Origin of the sequence: Streptomyces litchfieldiae, from assembly GCF_031845365.1 — a bacterium.
Taxonomy (GTDB): Bacteria; Actinomycetota; Actinomycetes; order Streptomycetales; family Streptomycetaceae; genus Streptomyces; species Streptomyces litchfieldiae.
Map to the genome: position 1 here is coordinate 77,010 of NZ_JAVREL010000007.1, position 21,509 is coordinate 98,518.

At 74.9% G+C, this 21,509-nt stretch carries 18 protein-coding genes; 9 read left to right on the forward strand and 9 right to left on the reverse strand.

Features of this window, described 5'->3' with window-relative positions; genetic code table 11:
• Complete coding sequence (locus tag RM590_RS14265; RefSeq protein ID WP_311704902.1) at window positions 1–846, reverse strand: DeoR/GlpR family DNA-binding transcription regulator; 846 nt, start codon at window positions 844–846, stop codon at window positions 1–3.
• Window positions 847–973: 127 nt separating this feature from the next.
• Here RM590_RS14265 and RM590_RS14270 point away from each other — a divergent pair, with 127 nt between their 5' ends.
• A complete protein-coding gene (locus RM590_RS14270; protein WP_311704903.1) occupies window positions 974–3,325 on the forward strand; it encodes a hypothetical protein in 2,352 nt (783 codons plus the stop codon).
• Here the strand turns inward: RM590_RS14270 and RM590_RS14275 are convergent.
• Window positions 3,322–5,727, reverse strand: a complete 2,406-nt coding sequence (locus tag RM590_RS14275; RefSeq protein WP_311704904.1) for a right-handed parallel beta-helix repeat-containing protein — start codon at window positions 5,725–5,727, stop codon at window positions 3,322–3,324. The genes RM590_RS14270 and RM590_RS14275 overlap by 4 nt on opposite strands.
• 374 nt (window positions 5,728–6,101) lie before the next feature.
• Between RM590_RS14275 and RM590_RS14280 the strand changes: the two genes are divergently transcribed.
• The gene (locus RM590_RS14280; RefSeq protein WP_311704905.1) at window positions 6,102–7,514 is read left to right on the forward strand and encodes a family 2B encapsulin nanocompartment shell protein; all 1,413 of its coding nucleotides are present in this window, start codon (window positions 6,102–6,104) and stop codon (window positions 7,512–7,514) included.
• A gap of 96 nt (window positions 7,515–7,610) precedes the next feature.
• Window positions 7,611–8,987, forward strand: coding sequence for a family 2B encapsulin nanocompartment shell protein (locus RM590_RS14285; RefSeq protein WP_311704906.1), 1,377 nt, complete (start codon window positions 7,611–7,613; stop codon window positions 8,985–8,987).
• 43 nt (window positions 8,988–9,030) lie between these two features.
• Here the strand turns inward: RM590_RS14285 and RM590_RS14290 are convergent, their stop codons facing one another.
• Window positions 9,031–9,564 (reverse strand): DUF6643 family protein, encoded by a 534-nt coding sequence (locus RM590_RS14290; RefSeq protein ID WP_311704907.1) that lies wholly within the window; start codon window positions 9,562–9,564, stop codon window positions 9,031–9,033.
• Window positions 9,565–9,809: 245 nt separating this feature from the next.
• Here RM590_RS14290 and RM590_RS14295 point away from each other — a divergent pair, with 245 nt between their 5' ends.
• Genes RM590_RS14295 through RM590_RS14305 form a run of 3 tightly spaced genes read left to right on the forward strand, consistent with a single transcriptional unit; the run spans window position 9,810 to window position 12,410 of the window.
• Window positions 9,810–11,132 (forward strand): TerD family protein, encoded by a 1,323-nt coding sequence (locus tag RM590_RS14295; protein ID WP_311704908.1) that lies wholly within the window; start codon window positions 9,810–9,812, stop codon window positions 11,130–11,132.
• Window positions 11,129–11,908: a glutamate racemase gene (locus RM590_RS14300; protein ID WP_311704909.1), complete on the forward strand. Its 780-nt coding sequence runs from the start codon at window positions 11,129–11,131 to the stop codon at window positions 11,906–11,908. Before RM590_RS14295 ends, RM590_RS14300 begins: the two co-directional genes overlap by 4 nt.
• Before the next feature lie 10 nt (window positions 11,909–11,918).
• Window positions 11,919–12,410: an NUDIX hydrolase gene (locus RM590_RS14305; RefSeq protein WP_311704910.1), complete on the forward strand. Its 492-nt coding sequence runs from the start codon at window positions 11,919–11,921 to the stop codon at window positions 12,408–12,410.
• Window positions 12,411–12,423: 13 nt separating this feature from the next.
• Here RM590_RS14305 and dhaM read toward each other — a convergent pair whose 3' ends face one another.
• The 6 genes from dhaM to RM590_RS14335 all read right to left on the reverse strand — a co-directional run bounded on the left by dhaM (window position 12,424) and on the right by RM590_RS14335 (window position 17,039).
• Entirely contained in the window at window positions 12,424–12,834 is a 411-nt protein-coding gene (dhaM, locus tag RM590_RS14310) for a dihydroxyacetone kinase phosphoryl donor subunit DhaM (RefSeq protein WP_311704911.1), read from the reverse strand.
• Window positions 12,827–13,423 carry a dihydroxyacetone kinase subunit DhaL gene (gene dhaL / locus RM590_RS14315; protein ID WP_311705083.1) on the reverse strand — a complete coding sequence of 199 codons (597 nt, stop codon included), beginning with the start codon at window positions 13,421–13,423 and terminating at the stop codon, window positions 12,827–12,829. Before dhaL ends, dhaM begins: the two co-directional genes overlap by 8 nt.
• A gap of 21 nt (window positions 13,424–13,444) precedes the next feature.
• The gene (gene dhaK / locus RM590_RS14320; RefSeq protein WP_311704912.1) at window positions 13,445–14,437 is read right to left on the reverse strand and encodes a dihydroxyacetone kinase subunit DhaK; all 993 of its coding nucleotides are present in this window, start codon (window positions 14,435–14,437) and stop codon (window positions 13,445–13,447) included.
• 148 nt (window positions 14,438–14,585) lie between these two features.
• Window positions 14,586–15,518 carry an aminoglycoside phosphotransferase family protein gene (locus tag RM590_RS14325; protein WP_311704913.1) on the reverse strand — a complete coding sequence of 311 codons (933 nt, stop codon included), beginning with the start codon at window positions 15,516–15,518 and terminating at the stop codon, window positions 14,586–14,588.
• Window positions 15,519–15,621: 103 nt separating this feature from the next.
• Window positions 15,622–16,254: a sigma-70 family RNA polymerase sigma factor gene (locus RM590_RS14330; RefSeq protein ID WP_311704914.1), complete on the reverse strand. Its 633-nt coding sequence runs from the start codon at window positions 16,252–16,254 to the stop codon at window positions 15,622–15,624.
• Between the two features lie 95 nt (window positions 16,255–16,349).
• On the reverse strand, window positions 16,350–17,039 hold the full coding sequence (locus tag RM590_RS14335; RefSeq protein WP_311704915.1) for a hypothetical protein: 690 nt from the start codon (window positions 17,037–17,039) through the stop codon (window positions 16,350–16,352).
• A 128-nt stretch (window positions 17,040–17,167) separates the two neighbouring features.
• On the opposite strand from RM590_RS14335, the gene RM590_RS14340 reads away from it, so the two are divergent.
• The 3 genes from RM590_RS14340 (at window position 17,168) to RM590_RS14350 (ending at window position 21,494) form a co-directional block, all read left to right on the forward strand.
• Window positions 17,168–18,199, forward strand: a complete 1,032-nt coding sequence (locus tag RM590_RS14340) for a GlxA family transcriptional regulator (protein WP_311705084.1) — start codon at window positions 17,168–17,170, stop codon at window positions 18,197–18,199.
• On the forward strand, window positions 18,196–19,005 hold the full coding sequence (locus tag RM590_RS14345; protein ID WP_311704916.1) for a DJ-1/PfpI family protein: 810 nt from the start codon (window positions 18,196–18,198) through the stop codon (window positions 19,003–19,005). Before RM590_RS14340 ends, RM590_RS14345 begins: the two co-directional genes overlap by 4 nt.
• 92 nt (window positions 19,006–19,097) lie before the next feature.
• A complete protein-coding gene (locus RM590_RS14350; protein WP_311704917.1) occupies window positions 19,098–21,494 on the forward strand; it encodes a right-handed parallel beta-helix repeat-containing protein in 2,397 nt (798 codons plus the stop codon).
• Window positions 21,495–21,509: the final 15 nt, after the last annotated feature.

Consider the following 21,509-nt stretch of genomic DNA (forward strand, 5'->3'; position numbering starts at 1 on the left):
TCAGGTGTTGGGCCGGTCGGGCGTCCCGCCGTCGCCCGCGATCACCAGCTCCGCCAGGTGCTCGGCGATCTCCTCCCGGTCCGGCCCGGGCAGCCCCGAGTCCGTCACCAGGGTGTCCACCTCGTCCAGGGTCGCGAACGAACTCAGCCCCGTCGTCCCCCACTTGGTGTGGTCGGCGACCACCACCACCCGCCGCGCCGAACGGATGAAGTGCCGGTTCGTCTCGGCCTCCGCCAGGTTCGGCGTGGACAGCCCCGCCTCCACCGAGATGCCGTGCACCCCGAGGAACAGCACGTCGAAGTGGAGCGACGCGATCGCCGCGTCGGCCACCGGACCCACCAGCGCGTCCGACGGCGTCCGCACCCCGCCCGTCAGCACCACCGTCGGCGCGTGCGCCGGGGCCGGTCCGCCCTCGGCGGCCTGCCGCGCGTGGTGGAACACGTCGGCCACCCGCACCGAGTTGGTGACGATGGTCAGATCGGGCACCTCCAGCAACTGATGCGCGACCGCGAACGTCGTGGTGCCTCCGGACAGTGCCACCGCGCTGCCCGGCGTGGCCAGGGCCGCCGCCGCCCGGGCGATGTCGCTCTTGGCGGACAGCTCCAGCGACGACTTGGCCTCGAAGCCCGGCTCGTGGGTGCGCCCCTCCGCCACCGGCACCGCGCCGCCGTGCACCTTCTCCAGGGCACCCTGCCGCGCGAGCACGTCCAGGTCCCGGCGCACGGTCATGTCGGACACCTGGAGCATGCGCGTCAACTCGCTGACGCGGATGCCGCCCCGGCGGCGCACCTCGTCCAGGATGAGGGCACGCCGCTGCCCGGCCAGCAGGTTCTGGTTGTCGCTCACGCCGTCTCCCTCCAATGCTGCACATGCCATCCTCCCATGCCCCAACATGGCCTCGGCCGAGGCGGTTCGGGGCCCGGCCGCGCGGAGAGAAGCAGGGCAGGGCAGCGGACGGAACGGGGGATCCTCGATGACCACGGAGGGCATCGCACGCGCGGCGGACGGGGCGGAGCCGGAACCCGGGGCGCCGCCGCCGGAGCCCGCGGTCGAACTGCTGGTGCACGGCGTCGGCGGCACCACGCCCGAGGAGATGCTGGAGGACACCCGCACCACGCGGATCACCGGGGACGGCACCGCCTCCGTCCACCGGCGCACCGACGACCTGGCCGAACGGCCCTGGGACGGCACGACCGGCCCGGTCCGCGAGGCGTACTACTGGTGCAACCTCACCTCCGGGAACGGCGCCCGCGCCCTGTGGCTGCTGCTCCTGCCCTTCATGATCGTGAATCTGGCGCACTGGATGCGGCCCGCCGCCGGGGGCCCGCGGCGCGTTCACCGGCTCTACGACACCCTGGTGCGGCTGGTCGCGCTGTCGCTCACGGTGCTGCTGGTGGCCGGGGCCTGCGCCGTCGCCCTTGACCTGGTCGCCTGGCAGTGCGCGGGCTCCGAGGCGTGCGCCCGGAACGCGTCCTGGCTGGGGCCGTTCGCCCCGGGCGAGGGCTGGTGGGCCCAGCCCGGCCGCCGGCTGGCGCTGGCCGGCGCGGTGCCCCTGGCGCTGATCGGGCTGTTGTGGTGGCTGTCCCACCGCACCTGGAGTTCGTACGAGTCCGCCTCCCCGCCGCCGCGCCCGCGCCCGGATGCCGGGGAGCACGCCGCGCTCGCCCTGCCCGGCTTCTGGTACGGCCGCGGCCTTGTCGCCCGGCTGCGCGCGGCCCACACCGCGGCCGGGCTGCTGGTCGTCGCCGCCGCGCTGCTCAGCGCCACCGGGCCGTACGACCGCGGCCCCGACGGGAGCGCCGCGCTGGCCGTCCTCGGCTGGCTGCTGACGGCGCTGACCCTGGGCGGCTGCGCGGTGCTCGCCGGGCAGCAGTTCCGGCACGGCCGGACCGAGGAGGAGCCGGACGAAGGGCCCGTGCCCCCGTTCACCCGCGCGCTGCCCGCGGCGGCGCTGGCGCTGGTGGCGCTCACGGTCCTGCACACGGCCTGGAGCCGGCCGGACTGGGCCACCACCGGCCGCCATCCGGCCGGCACCGCCGTCTTCCCGGTCCTGATCGTCGTCCAGGGCGCGCTGACCGTCGGCGTCGCGCTCGCCGCGTACTGGCTGCACCGGCACGCCCGGAGCGCGGACCGCGGCGCGCTGGCCGGCCTCGGCGGCGCCTGCGTGGCGCTGCTGGCCTGCGGCCTCGGCGGGGTCTTCACCGGTGGCGTGGCCCAGCGCGTCGCCGACTGGCTGGACCCCTCGGCCGCGCCCGGCGAGCCCGGCGCCATCATCGCCGGACCCCCGGTCGTGCTGAGCTGGGAGGCGTCCGCCATCCCCGTGCTGCTGGCGGTGCTGCTCGGCCTCGCGGTGGCCGGGCTGGTGCACGTGTGCCGCGCCACGCGCCGGCTGGCCCCGCACATCCGCGACCGGTACGGCGACGAGAACTGCGCGCCCCTCCCGGACCGCAGCAGGCGCATCGCCTCGGCCATCTCGCTGGCCTCGCTGACGGACTCCGCGCCGCGCCTGGTCGGCTGGATCAGCGGCTCCTGCCTGGTCCTCGGCCTGACCGCGGTCGCGGGCTCGCTGACCGGCGACTCGCCCGCCCGCGCGGCGCGCGACGCCACCGCCGCGCTGTCCTGGACCGCCGACGCCTGCCAGGAGCTGGGCTCGTGGCTGATGGGGATAGGCGTCGTCCTGCTGCTGGCCATGGGCCGGCGCGCCTACCGGGACGCCGCCGCCCGCCGGACCATCGGCATCCTCTGGGACGTCGGCACGTTCTGGCCGCGCGCCGCCCATCCGTTCGCCCCGCCCTGCTACGCCGAGCGCGCCGTGCCCGACCTGTCCTGGCGGATGGGCACCTGGATCGACGCGACCGGCGGGCGGCTGGTGATCTCCGGCCATTCCCAGGGCAGCGTGCTGGCCGCCGCCGCGGTGTGGCAGCTCGACGCGGCCACCCGCAGCCGGATCGCGCTCCTCACTCATGGCTCGCCGTTGGCCCGGCTGTACGGGCGCTGGTTCCCCGCGTTCTTCGGACCGCGGGCGCTGGCCTCCCTGCACCAGGACATGCCCTGCTGGCGGAACCTGTGGCGAGCCACCGACCCGATCGGCGGCCCGGTCGGGGTCACCGGCCCCGAGGGCCCGCCCGTGGACCTCGGCCCGCTGCCGGACCCGCTGCACTACGGACGCAATCTGCGGCGTCCCCTGCCCGAGCCGATCCTCGGCCACAGCGACTACGACGAGGACCCGGCGTTCGCGGCGGAACGCGCCGAGCTGTTCCACCGCCTGACCCGCGGCCCGGTGGAACTGCCCACCCAGCCGGCCGCCCCCGCGCGTGAGAGCTAACCCAGCCCCGGCAGGTCCTCGGGGTGCAGCAGCGTCAGCTCCTCCGTGCTGGGCTCGGCCAGCCGCGCCACCCGGCCGGCGTGCCGTTCCACCATGGCCTCGAACGTCTGGCGGGCCGATCTGCCGTTGCCGAACGAGGGGCCGCGGTCCAGCGTCGTGAAGTACTTCAGCAGCGCCTCCCGGGCGCCCTCGCCGAGGTCGTACTCCTGCTCGCGCGCCTGCTGTTCAACGATGCTCAGCAGCTCCTCGGGCGAGTAGTCGCCGAACGTGATGGTGCGCGAGAAGCGCGAGGCGACGCCCGGGTTCACCGCGAGGAAGCGCTCCATCTCGGCGGTGTAGCCGGCGACGATCACCACGACCGCCTCCCGGTGGTCCTCCATCAGCTTCACCAGGGTGTCGATGGCCTCCCGGCCGAAGTCGCGCCCCGCGTCCTCGGGGGAGAGGGCGTACGCCTCGTCGATGAACAGCACGCCGCCACGGGCCCGTTCGAACGCCTCCTGGGTGCGGATCGCCGTGGAGCCGATGTGCTCGCCGACCAGGTCGACCCGGGAGACCTCGACGAGGTGGCCGCGCTCCAGCACGTCCAGCGACGCCAGGATCTCGCCGTACAGCCGGGCCACGGTGGTCTTGCCGGTGCCGGGGGAGCCGGTGAACACCAGATGGCGGCGGACCGAGGCGGCCTTGAGGCCGGCCTGCTGCCGCCGCCGCCCCACCTCGATCATGTCGATCAGCGCCCGCACCTCGCGCTTGACCGTGCCCAGGCCCACCAGGGACTCCAGCTCCGCCAGCACCTCCTCGGAGGGCCGGCCGGCCCGGGCGGCGGGCTCCGCCGCGGCGCCCTCTCCGGCCGCGGGCTCCGGCGTCGAGCGCTCGGGCGTGGCCCGGGGCGTCGCCGTGTCGGTCGCCTTCAGCCGCACGTCCGCGCCGGGCGCGGACGTCTCGTCGCTCTGGCAGTCGGTGAGCACCGGGCTGTCCTCGGCGAAGACGTAGCCGCCGCGCGCGCAGCGCTCGGTGCGGCAGTGGTCCAGCTCGCTGCGGCAGCCGTCGATGATGTGGAAGCCGTAGCCGCCGGAGCCCGTGATCCGGCAGCGGGAGAACCGCCCGCGGCCCCCCGCCGACACGTACACGCCGGCCTCGGCCGGGCCGCTCACCGTGCAGTCGGCCACCTCCGGGCTGGCCTCCTTGGTGACGATGACGCCGGTCCTGGCCCCCTCGATGGTGCAGCCGGTCACCGTGCCGCCGCTGCCCGGGTCGCGGAACCAGGCGCCCGTGCCCACCCCCTGGATGCGGCAGGCGTCCAGCCGGGCGGTCGCGCCGTCGCTGACGGACACCGCCGAGCCGCGCACGTCCTCGATCCGGCTGTCCACCACGTCCGCGCGCGAGCCGGAGTCCAGCACGAACAGCGCGTCCGGCACGTGGTGCACCCGGCAGGAGTCCAGCACGGCCGTGGCGCCGTCGCTGACCCAGACCGCCGGATAGTCCCCGGTGGACTCGTGGATCTCGCAGTCGTGCGCGTCGGCGTGCGTGCCCGGGTCCCACACCGACAGGCCGTTGCGGCCGAAGCCGGTGATCGTCGTGCGCACCAGCGTCAGCACTGAACGCGACCGCAGATCAAGGGCGTTCTCCGGGATGTCGGCCACCCGGCTGTCGGTCAGCGTGAGCACCGCCTCCGAGTCGAGCGTGATGCCGTCGCCCGACGTCCCGGCGACCGTGCAGTCCGTCAGGTGGGCCGTCGCCCGGTCGGCCAGCAGCACGCCCGCGCCGCGCACCTCCGTGATCCCGCACTCCACCGCGTCCACCGCGCTGCCGTCCCCTGTGACCGACAGCCCCGCCCCGCCCGAGGCCCGGATCCGGCAGCGCTCCAGGCGCAGATGGGCCGGGCCGCGCACCGTGACGCCGGGCTGGCCGGACTCGACGACCTCGCACTCCTCGAACAGGCCGCCCGCGCCGTCGGCCACGCTGATGCCCGAGCCCGTCGGGTTGCTGATGGTGCACCGGCGCACGGTCGGCCGGGCGCCGCCGCGCACCTCTATGCCGGACGCCGACGCGGAACGCACCTGGAGGGCGGCGAGTTCGGGGGTGCTGTTCTCGATGAGCACCGCGGGGGCCGCCGTGTCCTGGCCCTCGACGCGCAACTGGGACACCGTGGCCGAGCCGCGCACGGTCAGCGGAACGCCCTCCGGCGGCGCGATCCGCGCCGGGCCGCCCCGGTCGTCCGACGGGCCGCGCACGGTGACCGCCTGCTCGATCACCAGGTTCTCGCGGTAGGTGCCCGGGCCGAGCACCAGCACATCGCCGTCGGCGGCGGCGGCCAGGGCCTCGGTCACCGTGCCGTACACGGCGGTCCGGCGCCGCCAGCGTGCTGTTCCGGTGTGCGTCACCTGGACCGAGCCCTTAGTCATGGAACCGATGTGCCCCAACCTCGTGCGATGAGTCAGCGCGCTATCACGCGTACTTGGCCGCTCCACCGTAGCGCGCCGTGGACCGATGGAATGACTGCATCAAAGCCGTGGGCGTGCGCCCCGCCTGTGCAACCACGCTCCGGTTGTGCGCCCGAGCGCCCCCCAACCCTATGCCGTGACGGAATGTGTCCCGGCGCACACCCACGGTATGTCTTTGCAGGAACGCTTCGCCGCGGTACCCAGCAAATGGCCGCGGGAATCCAGCGGTTGGCCCCTCGTATGAGTGATTGCCCTCCATCTGCGCGTGCGTCTAGCTTCGTTCGCGGGATCCCCCGAATGGCCTGAAGATCGAGCGCAGAATGGTGGTATCGCGCATGACCACTTCCACTGAACCGACCGAGGGAAATGGAGCCTCGCACCCCCGGCTCAGCCTCGACACAACTGCCGCGCGAAATCTTGCGACAACCACCAAGACGCCGCCGCAAATGCAGGCGATCACCTCGCGGTGGCTGCTCAAAGTACTTCCCTGGGTGCAGGTTTCCGGCGGTACGTTCCGGGTGAACCGCCGCCTTACCCATACCGTGGGGAACGGGCGCGTGGAATTCGTCTCGACCGGTGCCGATGTGCGGGTGATCCCCGCCGAGCTGGGGGAGTTGCCCGCGCTGGCCGGGTTCGAGGACGACGGCGTCCTCCAGGAGCTGGCCGGCGCCTGTGCGCAGCGCGACTTCGCCCCCGGCGACGTGATCGTCGAGGCCGGCGCCCCGGCGGACCGCGTGGTGCTGATCGCCCACGGCAAGCTGAGCCGGCGCGGGCCCGGCGCCTACGACTCCGAGAGCGACCACGGCGTCCTGGCGGACGGCGACTTCTACGGCGACTTCTCGCTCACCGACGAGGAGCCCGGCACCTGGGAGTACGGCCTCAAGGCCCTCACCAGCGGCACGGTGCTCACGCTCACCAGGTCGGCCTTCGAGGAGATCGCCGCCCGCTCCGAGGCGCTGACCGGCCATCTCGCCGCCTTCCGCGCCGCCGTGCCCGCCCAGCGCAACGCGCACGGCGAGTCGGCCATCGCGCTGGCGTCGGGCCACGTGGGGGAGCCGGTGCTGCCGGGCACGTTCGTGGACTACGAGGCGTCGCCCCGGGAGTACGAGCTGAGCGTCGCGCAGACCGTGCTGCGGGTGCACACCCGCGTCGCGGATCTGTACAACGAGCCGATGAACCAGGTCGAGGAGCAACTGCGCCTGACCGTCGAGGCGTTGCGCGAACGCCAGGAGCACGAGCTGGTGAACAACCGGGAGTTCGGCCTGCTGCACAACGCCGACCTCCGCCAGCGCGTGCACACCCGCGGCGGCCCGCCCACCCCCGACGACCTCGACGAGCTGCTGGCCACCGTCTGGAAGAACCCCAGCGTCATCCTGGCCCACCCGCGGGCGATCGCCGCGTTCGGCCGCGAGTGCAGCGCCCGCGGCATCTACCCGGACAGTGTGAATATCGACGGCCACGCCGTGCCCGCCTGGCGGGGAGTGCCCGTGCTGCCCTGCGACAAGATTCCGATCAGCTCCACGGGCACCAGCTCCGTTCTCGCGCTGCGCACCGGGGAAAAGGCCCAGGGAGTGGTGGGACTGCACCGCACCGGAATTCCAGACGAATACCAGCCCAGCCTGTCCGTTCGTTTCATGGGTATCAACGAGCAGGCCGTCATCTCCTATCTCGTCAGTGCCTACTATTCGGTCGCCGTGCTCGTCCCGGACGCCCTCGGCATTCTCGAGGACGTCGAGATCGGACACTGACCCAGCGCGGGCCGCCGCACGCCCCGAACGCGGGGGCGTGCGGCGGAATGGCCCGTCGTTCCGTCCGCAAGGCAACCGCAACGGAAGGCGCTCCACGTGACCTCGCCCGTCAACCAGACCCGCACCAGCCTCGACACCTCCGCCGCCAGGAAACTGGCGAGCACCCTCAAGACCCCACCGCAGATGCAGGCCATCTCCCCGCGGTGGCTGCTCAAGGTGCTGCCCTGGGTGGAGGTCTCCGGCGGCACGTTCCGGGTGAACCGCCGGCTGACCCACACCCTCGGCAACGGCCGCGTCGAGTTCGTCGCCACCGGCGCCGACGTCCGCGTCATCCCCGCCGAGCTCACCGAACTGCCCGCCCTGCACGGCCTCGACGACCCCGAGGCGCTCCAGGCACTGGCCGACGCCTGCGTCCAGCGCGAGTACGCCGCCGGCGACACCATCGCCGAACTCGGCCGCCCGGTCGAGGAGATCGTGCTCATCGCCCACGGCAAGGTCCGCAAGCTGGGCCCCGGCGCCTACGACGGCGAGACCACCCTGGGCGTGCTGGCCGACGGCGACTTCGCCGGCGACGGCGCGCTGACCGGCGAGCCCGGCGACTGGCCGCACGGCCTGGTGGCCGTCACCCGCACCACCGTCCTCGCGCTGCCGCTGGCCGGGGTCACCGCGGTCGCCGACCGGTCGCCCGGCCTGCGCACCCACCTGGCCGAGGCCAGCGCCCGCCCCGCCCCCGCCGTCAACAAACGCGGGGAGGCCGACATCGCGCTGGCGTCCGGCCACGCTGGGGAGCCGGCGCTGCCCGGCACGTTCGTGGACTACGAGGCGTCGCCCCGGGAGTACGAGCTGAGCGTCGCGCAGACCGTGCTGCGCGTCCACACCCGCGTGGCCGACCTCTACAGCGAGCCGATGAACCAGGTCGAGGAGCAACTGCGCCTGACCACCCAGGCGTTGCGCGAACGCCAGGAGTACGAGCTGGTGAACAACCGGGAGTTCGGGCTGCTGCACAACGCCGACTTCCGCCAGCGCGTGCGCACCCGCGGCGGCCCGCCCACACCCGCCGATCTCGACGAACTGATCTCCCGGCGCCGCAAGACCCAGTTCCTCCTGGCCCATCCCCGGACCATCGCCGCGATCGGCCGCGAGTGCAGCGCCCGCGGCGTCTACCCGGACAGCGCGACCCTCGACGGGCACACCGTCACCGCCTGGCGGGGCATCCCGCTGCTGCCGTGCGACAAGATCCCCGTGACCGCCACCGGCACCAGCTCCGTGCTGGCCATGCGCACCGGCCAGGAGAACCAGGGCGTGGTCGGCCTCCGGCAGACCGGCATCCCCGAGGAGTACGAGCCCGGCCTGAACGTCCGCTTCATGGGCATCAACGAACAGGCCGTGATCTCGTATCTGGTCAGCACGTACTTCTCCGCGGCCGTCCTGGTCCCCGACGCCCTCGGTGTCCTGGAGGACGTGGAGATCTGAAACGGCCCGGCCGCCTCCCCGGGCGAACCGGCCGGGCGGTGACCTAGTGGCCGGCCCCCTGCTCCGACCAGTAGCCCGGCGACGGGTACTGGTGCTGGTTGCCCTGCTGCGGCTGGGGCTGCCCCGGATACGGGCCCTGCCCCGGGTACGCCTGGGGCTGCATCGGACGCGGCGCGGCGGGGCGGGGGGCCGCCGGGCGCATCTGCTGGGGCATCGGCGCCTGCGGCGCGGGATACGGCCGGGGCGCGGTGGCCTGCTGCGGCACATACGGCCCGGGCCCCTGCGGGGAGGCGGCGGCGGGCAGTTGGTGCCGGACGGGCGTCGCCTGGTAGCCGGGGTGGCCGCCCTGCTGCTGCGGGTGGCCGCCCGGCTGGGGGTGCGAGGGCGCCGAGGGGAGCGCCGGCAGGGCGGGCAGCGCCGGCTGGGCGTGCTGGTAGGCCGGCGTCTCATAGGCGGCCGGCACCCGGATCGGCGCTATCTGCGGGGTTCCCCGCTCGGCCACCAGCCTGTCGTAGATGGGGGTGTCGGGGAACGACGGTGAGGAGTAGCCACCGCCGTAGGGGCGCGGGGAGGTCATGCTCCATAAGTTAAGCCCACCATGTGCTCGTTGGGGAGAGCGATTAGAAGGTCATTTCGCGTGGTTGGGCTGCCCTCGGGTGACCAATTCGAAGGAATTCCGGGAAATTCGGGAAAAAACATCGATGCCCCCCTCGTGATGTTGTATCAGGGGCCTGTCAAGGGCTCCACCGGCCGGGATGGCATAGTGGGCTGTGCCCGCAGATCAGGTGGCGGGATGTTTGCCGTCCGACGGAGGACCCTACGATGCTCAAAGGTTCGAATGTCCCGGTGCCCGCCCGGTCGGTCCGTGTCGAGATCGGCTGGAACACCGCCGCCGGGGTTCCCGACGTGGACGCCTCGGCCCTTCTGCTGGCCGGCGGCCGGGTGCGTTCCGACGCGGACTTCGTCTTCTACAACCAGCCGCGGCACACCTCCGGTGCCGTGCGGCACGAGGGCAAGCAGCCGCAGGGCGCCGCGGTGACCGACCGCCTGGCCGTCGACCTGGACGCGGTCGAGCCGGGCATCGAGACCGTCACGCTGGCCGCCTCCGCCGACGGCGGCACGTTCGGCCAGGTGCCGGGCCTGCACATCCGCCTGCTGGACGCCGGCAGCGGCGCCGAGATCGCCCGTTTCGACAGCCAGGACGCGACCACCGAGACGGCGTTCGTGCTGGGCGAGCTCTACCGCCGGCAGGGCGCCTGGAAGTTCCGTGCCGTCGGCCAGGGTTACGACTCGGGCCTGGCCGGGCTCGCCACCGACTTCGGCATCAGCGTGGACGAGGAGCCGCCCCCGCCGCCCGCCGCCCCCGCGCCCCCGCCCGCCGCGCCGGCGCCGCCGGCCGCGGTGCCCCCGCCTCCGCCGCCCGCCCCGCCCGGCCCCGCCGCGCAGGTGCCGCCGCCGGCCAGCGCGCCCCCGCCGCCGCCCGCCGCCGCGCCGCCCTCCCCGGTCCGGCTGAGCAAGATCACGCTCACCAAGGAGTCCCCGGCGATCTCGCTCGCCAAGCAGGGCGCCACCTCCGGCTTCATGCGGGTCAACCTCAACTGGGAGCAGCGCGCCCCCCAGAAGCAGGGCGGCGGCTGGCGCGAGCGGCTCAACAAGGCCATGGGCGGCGGTCTCGACCTCGACCTGTGCGCGCTGTTCGAGCTGACCGACGGCCGCAAGGGCGTCGTCCAGGCCCTGGGCAACGCGTTCGGCTCGCTGCACCAGGCGCCCTGGATCCACCTCGACGGCGACGACCGCACCGGCGCCGTGGCCCGCGGCGAGAACCTCAGCATCAACCTCGACCACGCCCGCGACCTCAAGCGCGTCGTCATCTTCGTGACCATCTACTCGGGCGCCAACAGCTTCCAGAACATCGCCGCCACGGTCACGCTCACCCCCGAACAGGGCGCCCCCGTCGAGTTCTTCCTCGACGAGTGCACCGTGCCCTCCCCGGTCTGCGCGCTGGCCATGCTCACCAACGAGAACGGCGCGCTGACCGTGCACCGCGAGGCCCGCTACCTCATCCCCGAGCGCGGCGTCAGCCCGCAGCGCACCGTCGACTACGCGTACGGCTTCGGCATGCAGTGGACCCCGGGCCGGAAGTGAGGATCGCGCTCGTCGACTCCGGCATCGGGCTGCTGGCCGCCGCCGCGGCGCTGCGGCGGCTGCGGCCCGACGCCTCCCTCGTGCTGTCCGCCGACCCCGACGGCATGCCCTGGGGCCCGCGCACGCCCGAGGACATCGCCGCCCGGGCGCTGCGCTGCGCCCGGGCCGCCGCCGCGATGCGGCCCGACGCCCTCGTCGTCGCCTGCAACACCGCGTCCGTGCACGCCCTGGCCGCGCTCCGCGCCGAGCTGGAGCCCGGCATCCCCGTGATCGGTACCGTCCCCGCGATCAAGCCGGCCGCCGCCTCGGGCGGGGCGTTCGCCGTCTGGGCCACCCCGGCCACCACCGGCAGCCCCTATCAGCGGCGTCTGATCGAGGAGTTCGCGGCCGGCGCGCGGGCCGTCGAGGTGCCCTGCCACGGGCTCGCCGACGCCGTCGAGCGCGCCGACGAGGCCGCCATCGCGGCGGCTGTCAAAGCGGCGGCCGAGCTGACGCCGCCCGACACCACGGCGGTCGTCCTCGGCTGCACCCACTACGAACTGGTCGCCGCCCGGATCCGCGCCCATCTCGGCGCGGTGACCGGCGCGCCGGTCACGCTGTTCGGCTCGGCCGAGGCCGTCGCGGCCCAGGCGCTGCGCCGCGTCGGGGCCCCGGCCGGGGCCGACGCGCCCGCCTCCGGCGGCCTGACGGTGTTCGCCAGCGGCGAGCGCGCGTCCCTGCCGGCCGCCGCCCTGGCCTACGCGGAGGGACGTTTCCTCGCGGCACCCCGCGTTTAGAGTGGGGCTCATGAGTACTCCCGGCTTCATCCGTGAGCTGCGCGCCAGCATCGGCCACCGGCTCCTGTTCCTCCCCGGCGTCAGCGCCGTCGTCTTCGACGAGGCGGACCGCGTTCTGCTCGGCCGGCGGGCCGACGACGGCGGGTGGTCGATCATCGGCGGCATCCCGGAGCCGGGCGAGCAGCCCGCCGACGCCGCCGTGCGCGAGGTATTCGAGGAGACGGCGGTGCGCTGCGTCCCCGAACGGGTGGTTCTCGTGCAGACCCTGGAGCCGACGCAGTACCCCAACGGCGACAACTGCCAGTACGTCGACATCTGTCTGCGCTGCCGGGCGGTCGGCGGCGAGGCCCGGGTCAACGACGACGAGTCGCTGGAGGTGGGCTGGTTCTCCCTGGACGCCCTGCCGCCGCTGCGGGAGTTCGCGCTGACCCGGATCAAGCTCGCCACCGCCGAGGGGCAGACCTGGTTCGAGCCGGCCCGCGAGGCGCCGACGGGGCAGTGACCCGGGCCCGGCGTCACATCTTCCGGTAGGTGTACGCCTCCGCGGCCGCCTCCGCGACCGCGGTCAGCCCGGCGCCCGTCGAGGCGGTCACCAGCGCGGCGACCGCGCCCTCCACGAAGGGCGCGTCCACCAGCCGGGTGTCCTGCGGCAGTTCGTCGTTCTCCGCCAGCATCGCCTGCACCGTGAGCACGGCGCTGCCCAGATCGGCGAGCACCGCGATCCCCGCGCCCCGGTCCGCCCGCCGCGCGGCATCGGCGATCAGCTCCGCGCTGGTGCCCAGGCCCCCGTCCGGGGTGCCGCCCGCGGCGGCCACCGGGGCCAGCTCCCCGCCGCCGGCGAGCCCGGCGGCCAGCCGCGCCACCGACTCGGCCACCTCCTTGCTGTGCGAGACCAGCACGATCCCCACCAGGGCCCGCTCAGCCACCGGCGCTCACCTCGTCCAGCGCCTGGAACAGCAGCGCCGAGGACGCGGCCCCGGGGTCCATGTGCCCCACGGACCGCTCGCCCAGATAGCTGGCGCGGCCCTTGCGCGCCCGCAGCGGCACGGTCGCCTCCGCGCCCTGGCCCGCCGCGTGCCCGGCCCGCGCCGTGTCGGGCAGCGCCTCGACCGCCGGCCGCAGCGCGTCCAGCATCGTCTTGTCGCCCGGCGCCGCGCCGCCCAACTGGGCCACCGCGTCCACGCCCGCGGTCAGCGCCTCCCGCAGCTCCTCGCCGCCGACCTGTTCCGCGTCGCCCAGGGCCTTGCCCGCGCGCCGCAGCAGCGTGCCGTACAACGGGCCCGCCGCGCCGCCCACCGTGGAGACCAGCGTCCGGCCGGCCAGCAGGAGCACCGCGCCCGGGGTGGCGGGCCGGTCCTTGTCCAGGGCGGCGACGACCGCGGCCATGCCCCGGCGCATGTTGCTGCCGTGGTCGGCGTCGCCGATGGCGGAGTCCAGTTGGGTCAGCCGGTCCGCGTCCCGTTCGACGGCCCCGGCCGCCGTGGTGAGCCAGCGCCGGAAGAATTCGGCGTCCATCTCGGCCACCTCGTGCTCCTCTCAGCGGCCCCACCGCAGCCCGGGCGTGCTCACCGGCGCGTCCCACAGCCGCAGCAGCTCCTCGTCGGCCTCGCACAGCGTCACCGAACAGCCCGCCATGTCCAGCGACGTCACATAGTTGCCGACGAGCGTACGCGCCACCGCGACGCGCCGCTCGCCCAGGACCCGCTGCACCTCGGCGTTGAAGCCGTACAGCTCCAGCAGCGGCGTCGCCCCCATGCCGTTCACCAGGACGAGCACCGGACCGTTCGGCGGCCGGTCCTCCAGCAGTGCGTCCACCGCGAAGTCGGCGATCTCCCCGGACGTCATGATCCGGCGCCGCTCGCGGCCCGGCTCGCCGTGGATGCCGATGCCCAGCTCCAGCTCGTTCACCGGCAGGTCGAAGGTCGGGCTGCCCTTCGCCGGGGTGGTGGGCGCGGAGAGGGCGACGCCGAAGCTGCGCGAGACGTCCGCGACCCGCCGGGCGATCGCGGCCACCCGGTCCAGCGGCGCGCCCTCCTCGGCGGCGGCACCGGCCAGCTTCTCCACGAACAGGGTGCCGCCCGTGCCGCGCCGCCCCGCCGTGTAGAGGCTGTCGGTGACCGCCACGTCGTCCTGCACCAGGACCTTGGCGACCTGGATGCCCTCGTCCTCGGCCAGTTCGGCGGCCATGTCGAAGTTGAGCACGTCGCCCGTGTAGTTCTTCACGATGAACAGCACGCCCGCGCCGCTGTCCACGGCCGCCGCCGCCCGCACCATCTGGTCCGGCACGGGCGAGGTGAACACCTCGCCGGGACAGGCGGCGTCCAGCATCCCCGGACCCACGAACCCGCCGTGCAGCGGCTCGTGCCCGGAGCCGCCCCCGGACACCAGCCCGACCTTGCCCGCCACGGGCGCGTCCCGCCGGACGATGACCCGGTTCTCGACATCGACCACCAGCTCGGGATGCGCCTGCGCCATCCCGCGCAGCGCGTCCGCGACGACCCGTTCGGCGACGTTGATCAGCATCTTCACAGGGTGTCCTCCTGACTCCCGCGTCCCGCCCGCGGTACGACGCCCACCGGCCGCGCCGAGCGGACCTTGACCGGGCACCAGCGTACGGATCTTGCCCGTTTCCGACAGCACCCCGGACACGGACGTCTCCGGTGTGCCGCCGGGAGCGTCATGGGGCCCGGTGGCGCAGCAGGGCCGTGGCGATGGCGACCTGGCTCGGCTCCAGCGCGTTCTTGCCGTCCTCGATGTCCCACAGCGCGTTCTGGAGCACACGGCCCAGGGTCCAGCCGGTGGCCCGCCGCCGGTCCAGACCGAGCGCGTCGGTGAGCAGGTCGAAGCGGCGCAGCACCGCGCGGGAGATGTCGCCGGACGCGGTCACCTCGGCCCACCGGTCGTCCAGCGCCGGGAGCAGGTCGAAGCCCGGGTCGCCGGCGAGGGGTTCGGGATCGATGGCCAGCCACGGTTCGCGCTCCCCGGCCAGCACGTTGCCGCTGTGCAGGTCCCAGTGCAGCAGGCGGTCGCCGGGTTCGCCGAGCAGTTCGGCGACGGCGGACGCGCAGGTCCGCATGAGCCGGCGCTCGGCCGGGTCGCGCAGTCCCGGCACGGCGCCCGGCGTCTGCTCGACCATTTCGGCGGCGATGCCGGCCAGGTGCCGCAGCCCGGGCGGCGCGGGCACCGCGACCAGGCGGGCCAGCAGCCCGGCCAGGATCTCCAGGGCGGCGGTGGGGTCGGGAACCGCCGACAGCGGGCGGGCGGCGTCCAGCCGTTCCAGCAACTGGGTGCTGGTGTCCGGGTCGTGGTCGAGCAGGCGCACGATGCCGTCGCCGTTCCAAGCGCGCAGACCGGTGGCGACCCCGGCGTTGTCCTCGGTGGCGGGCTGGAGCTTGAGCGCGGCGGGCGTGCCGTCCGCGCGGCGCACGGGCAGCACCAGCGAGGCCATGCCGTTCCCGGTGGGGCCGTCCGGCCGCAGCTCCCAGCGGTCCAGGAACTCCGCGACCAGCGTGGGCAACGCGGCCAGCCAGGCGCGGCCGGACGCGTTGCCGGGCCGGCCGTGCGACGCGACCAGGGCGTCGGGGATGTCGATGCGGATGGGCGTGCGCATGGTTGATGACTCCTTCGTGGGCTTCCGGATTCGACGCGGCGGCGATACGAAGGAGTTGAGGCGGTGCCCGGGCGCCGGGCAGGCGTCAATTCATGCCGCCACCCTACGCCGGCGCCCGGCGCGACCGGGGCCGGGAGTGCCGTCCGGCCGCCTCCGCCCCGGCCAGTTGCGAGATCAGCGTCCGCCGGGCCCGCGCCACCCGGGAGCGCACGGTGCCGATCGGGCAGCCAATGGCCGCCGCCGCCTCCGCGTGGGGCAGGCCCAGGATCTGGGTGAGCGCGAAGGCCGCCCCCCGGTCCGCTGGCAGCGCGGCGAGCAGGTCGTTCAGCGCGACGCCCTCCTCGAATCCGGGGGCGCGCCCGTGCGGCGTGCTCTCCGCGGCGGACAGCCAGTCGGCGGTGTCGGCCGGCCGGGGCCGCGACCGCTCGTAGCGGAAGCGGTCGGCGACCGTCCGCCGGGCGATTGTCAGCAGCCAGGTGCGGGCCGAGGAGCGGCCCTCGAAGCCCGGCAGGCTGCGCAGCGCCCGCAGGAGCGTCTCCTGCACCAGGTCCTCGGCGCTCTGCGCGTCTCCGCTCAACCGGAGGAGACAGCGGTGGAGTTCGCCCTGCACGGCGCGGACGAACAGGTCGGCGGCGCGCCGGTCGCCGCCGCGCGCGGCCAGGGCCCAGGCGGTCACGGTCGCGTCGTCGCGCGCCCCCGGATCGGCCCCGGGAACGGTCGGGCGGAAGGAAGTCATGGTCGAGTTGCCTTTCGCGTGGGCCGGGCAGCCCTCGCGTAAGGGCCGCACGGTGCTGGGGAAAGGCCGGGACCAGGGGGAGGAGCGCGTTTCGTTCAGGCGGGGCGGACCCGGCCGTGGCGCCGTGCTGTCGCGCGGACAGCGAGGCGGCCGGGCTGGCCCCGGGACCCGATCGAGCGGACGAGCAGGAGCCGGCGCGGCTTCGCGCCGTCGGTGGGCGGCCGTGGCGCGGCCGGCGGCTCCGGCGCGGACGCGGGCGCGGACGGCGCGCGCAGGACCGGGACCAGAACGTGCCGCGCCGCCCAGCGCAGCAGCCGGAACACCGCCCGTTCGCCCCACCACAGCCACACGGCGCTCAGCGGTGCCGCCGCGGCGTGGGCGGCGATCATCCCGCCCACGCCCCCGGGCATCGGATGCGCCGCCGCGCCGGAGGCGGTCGTCCCGGCGTCCGGGATGCCCAACGGCACGTGGCCGCCCGGGTGTTGATGGGCATGGCCGGCAACGGGCAGCCCGGACGGCGAACGGGCGCCCGCCGCCTGGCCCAGGGAGAAGAGCAGATGCAGCAGCGCCTGCGTCACCAGCGCCGCGCCCATCACCGCGACCGGCCCGCGCCGGTGCCCCGCCAGGGCCCGGGCCCCGCCGCCGGTGGCGGCCAGGGCGGCCAGAAGTGCCCAGCCGGGCACGGGAGTCGCCGACATCGTGACGTGGCCGAAGGCGGCGAGGAACACGCAGAGCGCGGAGAACACGGCGGCCCGTGTCCCTCGCAGCACTCCGCGCGCTTCCATGACGGGACCATGGTGGCACCGGCTCCGTGGCGGGACGACGGTCCGGACACGGCTTTCCCCGCCGCCGTCAGCCGCGGCGGCCCGTCGGGAACTCCCGCGCCCGGCCGTACGACTTCCCCGGCATGGGCATGGCGCGACCGGACGCGGACCGCGCGGCGGGCGACCGCCGCCGCGTTCTCATCGTGGCCTACCACGATGTGCAGATCCTCGACATCGCCTGTCCCGCCGGGGCGCTGGAGATCGCCAACGGGTACGGTGCCACGCCGCCCTACGCTGTGGAGGTGGCCACCCTCGACGGGCGGGCCGCGCGCAGTTCGGCGGGGATCGGGCTCGGGGCGACGCGGCGGCTGCCGGCGGTGACCGGGCGGCTGGACACGCTGCTCGTCGCGGGCGGCACCGGCTGCGAAACCGCCGCGGCCGACCAGGAGTTGCTGACCCATGTGCGGCGGCTGGCCGCGCGCAGCCGGCGCGTGGCGTCGGTGTGCACCGGAGCCCATGTGCTCGCCGCGGCCGGGCTGCTGGACGACCGACGGGTGACCACGCACTGGCGGTACGGGGAACGGCTCGCCGCCCGGCACCCGGCGCTCGCGGTGGACCCCGGGCCGCTCTACATCCGCGACGGCAACGTGTACACCTCCGCGGGCGTCACCAGCGCGCTCGACCTGACGCTGGCCCTCATCGAGGACGACCACGGCGCGGCGCTGGCCCGTTCGGCGGCCCGCGAACTGGTCACCTATCTGCACCGGCCCGGTGACCAGGCGCAGATCAGCCTGTTCCTCTCCGCCCCCGCCCCGGAGGACCGGCTCGTGCGGGACCTGGCGCGTTTCATCGACGGCCACCTCGCCGGGGACCTGAGCCCCCGCGCGCTGGCCGCGCGGGCCGGGGTCAGCCCACGCCATCTGGCGCGGCTGTTCACCGCGCACCTCGGGACGACGCCGGCCCGCGCCGTGCGCGCGGCCCGGGCGCGGGCCGCCGCCCACCTGGTGCGGTCCAGCGGGCTGCCGCTGGCCGCCATCGCCCGCCGCTGCGGCTTCGGCTCGGCGGAGACGCTGCGGCAGGCGCTGCGGGACCACTATGGAGTCACCGGGGACAGGATGCGCAGGATGGCGGACATGCCGGCCCCGCACGCCCCCGGGCGGCGGCAGACTCCGGCCCCATGACGCACACGACGGAGAACGCGGACGCGACGGAGATCACGGACACCGCGGACGGGACGACGCGCCGCAGGGTGCTCGGCGCCTCGCTGGCCACCGCGGCGCTCGCCGGAACGGGCCTGGCCACGGCCGGCGCCGCGCGCGCCGAGCGCCCCGCCGGGGCCGGGCCGAGCGTCGGCATCCTGCTGTACGACGGCTTCAGCCTGCTGGACCCCACCGGCCCGGCCGAGGTGCTGTCCCGGCTGCCGGACGCGACGGTGACCATGATCGGCGAGGCGCGGGGCCCGGTCCGCACCGACACCGGGGACACGGCGGTGCTGGCCGAGCGCGCCATCGCCGAGGTGAGCCGGCTGGACGTGCTGCTGGTGCCGGGCGGGGGCGAGCGCGGCACCACCGGCGCCATGGCGAACCCGGCGCTGCTGAGCTGGATCCGCGCGGTCCACCGGCACACGGCGTGGACCACCTCGGTCTGCACCGGGTCGCTGATCCTGGCCGCCGCCGGGCTGCTGGAGGGCCGCCGGGCGACCACGCACTGGGCGTCGGCGGAGTATCTGGAGAACGAACTCGGCGTCCCCTATGTGCCCGCGCGCTACGTCCCCTCCGGGCGGATCGTCACCGCCGCCGGGGTCTCCGCGGGCGTGGACATGGCGCTGTATCTGGCGGCCCGGATCGCCGGGGAGACCGTGGCCCGGGGGATCCAGCTCGCGATCGAGTACGACCCAACGCCGCCGTTCGACTCCGGGAACGCGGCGGAGGCCGGTCCCGAACTCCGCGCGCTGGCCCTGCGGTTGATCGCGGAGTCCGGGACCTGAGACGGTGGCGCGGCCGGCCCGGCGGGGAACGGACCGGGCCGGGCGCGCGTCTTCGGTCAGTGGACGCGGTGCCGCACTGAGGAGGCCGACCCTTGCCGAAGACCCTGCACGTCTCGAAGACCGCGGACGGGGCGTTCCGCTCCATCGCCGCCGCGCTGGAGGCCGCCGCGGCGGACGGCGGGGCGCGGATCCTGCTCGACGCGGGGGAGTACGCCGAGACCCTGGTCATCCGCGGCGAGATCGAACTGGTCGCGCCGCCCGGGGAGAACGGCGCCGCCGCCCGCGTCGTCGCCACCGGCGGCATCACCGCCGAGTGCGACGGCACGGTGACCTTCCGCAATCTCACGCTGGTCAACTACGGCGGCACCGTGCTGAAGTGCGCCGGCGGCACCCTCGCGCTGCGGAACTGCGAGGTGCACGGCCAGGGCACAGGCGCCGTCGGCGTGCTCGCGGAGCGGGGGACGGAGCTGGCCATCCACGCCTGCGCCGTCCGCTCCGCCGAGGTCACCCTCAGCGGCGCCTCGGCCACCGTCACCGACTCCCGCTTCACCGCCTCCCGGGACAGCGCCATCGCCGTGATGCGCGGCTCCTCCGCGCGGATCAGCGGCTGCACCATCAGCGACACCGCGGCGCACGCCGTCCGCGTCAACGGATCCACCGCCCACGTCGAGCAGTGCGACGTCAGCCGCGCCGGCTTCTCCGCCCTGTCCGCCGTCTCCGACAGCACGCTCACGGCCGTCGACTGCACGGTCCACGACGTGCACAAAGAGGGCATCGTCTTCCGCAGCGCCGGCGGCACCGTGCGGCGCTGCCGCGTCGAGGGCGCCGAGCGGGGCATCTGGATCAACGACGACGCCCGGGCCACCGTCTCGGACACGGCGTTCGCCGACTGCCGGATCGCCGGCATCGCCGTCGACACCCGCGCCACCGCCCGGCTCGAGGACTGCGTGGTCACCTCGCCCGGCAGGTACGGCATCTCCGTCGGCGAGGACGCCCGGCCGACGGGCGAGCGGATCGAGGTCACCGGCGGGGAGTTCGGCGTCTGGACGGCCGGCGGGCGCGGCCGGTTCACCGGGCTGACGCTGCGCGGGAACGACATCGCGATCCGGCTCGACAAGCGCTCCTACGCGCGATTCGAGGAGCTGACGGTCGAGGACTGCGGGCTCGGCGTCGAGGCGTTCCAGGACGAGACGTCGGTCGAGATCGTCGACGCGTCGATCGCCGGGCCCCGGCGCGGCGGCGTCTCCCTGGCCGGCCAGGCGCGCCTGACCGCCGAGCGGTGCACCGTCTCGGACGCCCGGGAGACGGCCGTGCGCCTGGCCGGGGGCAGCGCCGCCACCGCGAAGGACTGCACGGTCAGCGGCGGCGCCGCGCACGGCGTCGTCGTCGCCGACACCGCCCGCCTCGACGCGGTGGGCCTCACCGTCGCCGGCTGCGCCGAGACCGGGGTGTGGGGCCGCGACTCCGCGCGGGTGGCGTTGCGCGACAGCGAGCTGAGCGGCAGCGCCAAGGGCGATCTGCGCGTCGAGGACAGCGCGACCGAGCAGGTCGAGGACTCCGCGGTCGGCACCGCCCACGGAGCGGCGCTGCGCCGCGCGAACCGGCTGGTCACCGGCGTGGCCGGCGCCGGGCGGCGCGGCGACGGACCCGCCCGGCCCGCTCCCGCGCCCGCCGACAGCAAGCCCCTGACCGAGCTTTCCGAGCTGATCGGGCTGGCCCCGGTGAAGCGGCAGGTGCGCTCCCAGATCAATATGATCCGGCTGGCCCAGCACCGGGCGGCGGCCGGCCTGCCGGCCCCCGAGCTGAGCCGGCACCTGGTGTTCTCCGGCCCGCCCGGCACCGGGAAGACCACCGTGGCCCGGCTCTACGGGCAGATCCTCGCCTCCCTCGGCGTGCTCGCCAACGGCGAGGTGCACGAGGTGACCCGCAGCCAGATGGTGGGCCAGTACCTCGGCTCCACCGCGCAGCGGACCCGGGAGGAGTTCACCAAGGCCGTCGGCGGGGTCCTGTTCATCGACGAGGCGTACTCGCTGGCCCGGACGTTCGGCGTCAACTCGGACTTCGGCCAGGAGGCCATCGACGAACTGGTCACCCTCATGGAGACCCGCCGCGAGGACGTGGTCGTGATCGCCGCCGGCTACACCGACGAGATGAACACCTTCCTGGAGGCCAACCCCGGGCTGCGCTCGCGCTTCTCGCGCACCATCGAATTCCCGCCCTACAGCCCGGAGGAGCTGGTGCGCATCACCGAACTCATGGCGCGCAAGGGGCACTTCACGCTCGACGAGGAGCTGCCGGGCCTGCTGCGGGCGCACTTCGACCGGCTGGCCGCGGCCGGGAAGGCGAGCAACGCCCGGGAGGCCCGCACGCTGTTCGAGGCGATGGTGGAGCAGCAGGCGGAGCGGCTGTCCGCCGTGGCCGAGCCCACCGTGGAGCAGCTCATGCTGCTGCTGTCCGCCGACTTCCCCGAGGGCACCGCCGGCGGGTAACGGCCGAACCGTCGC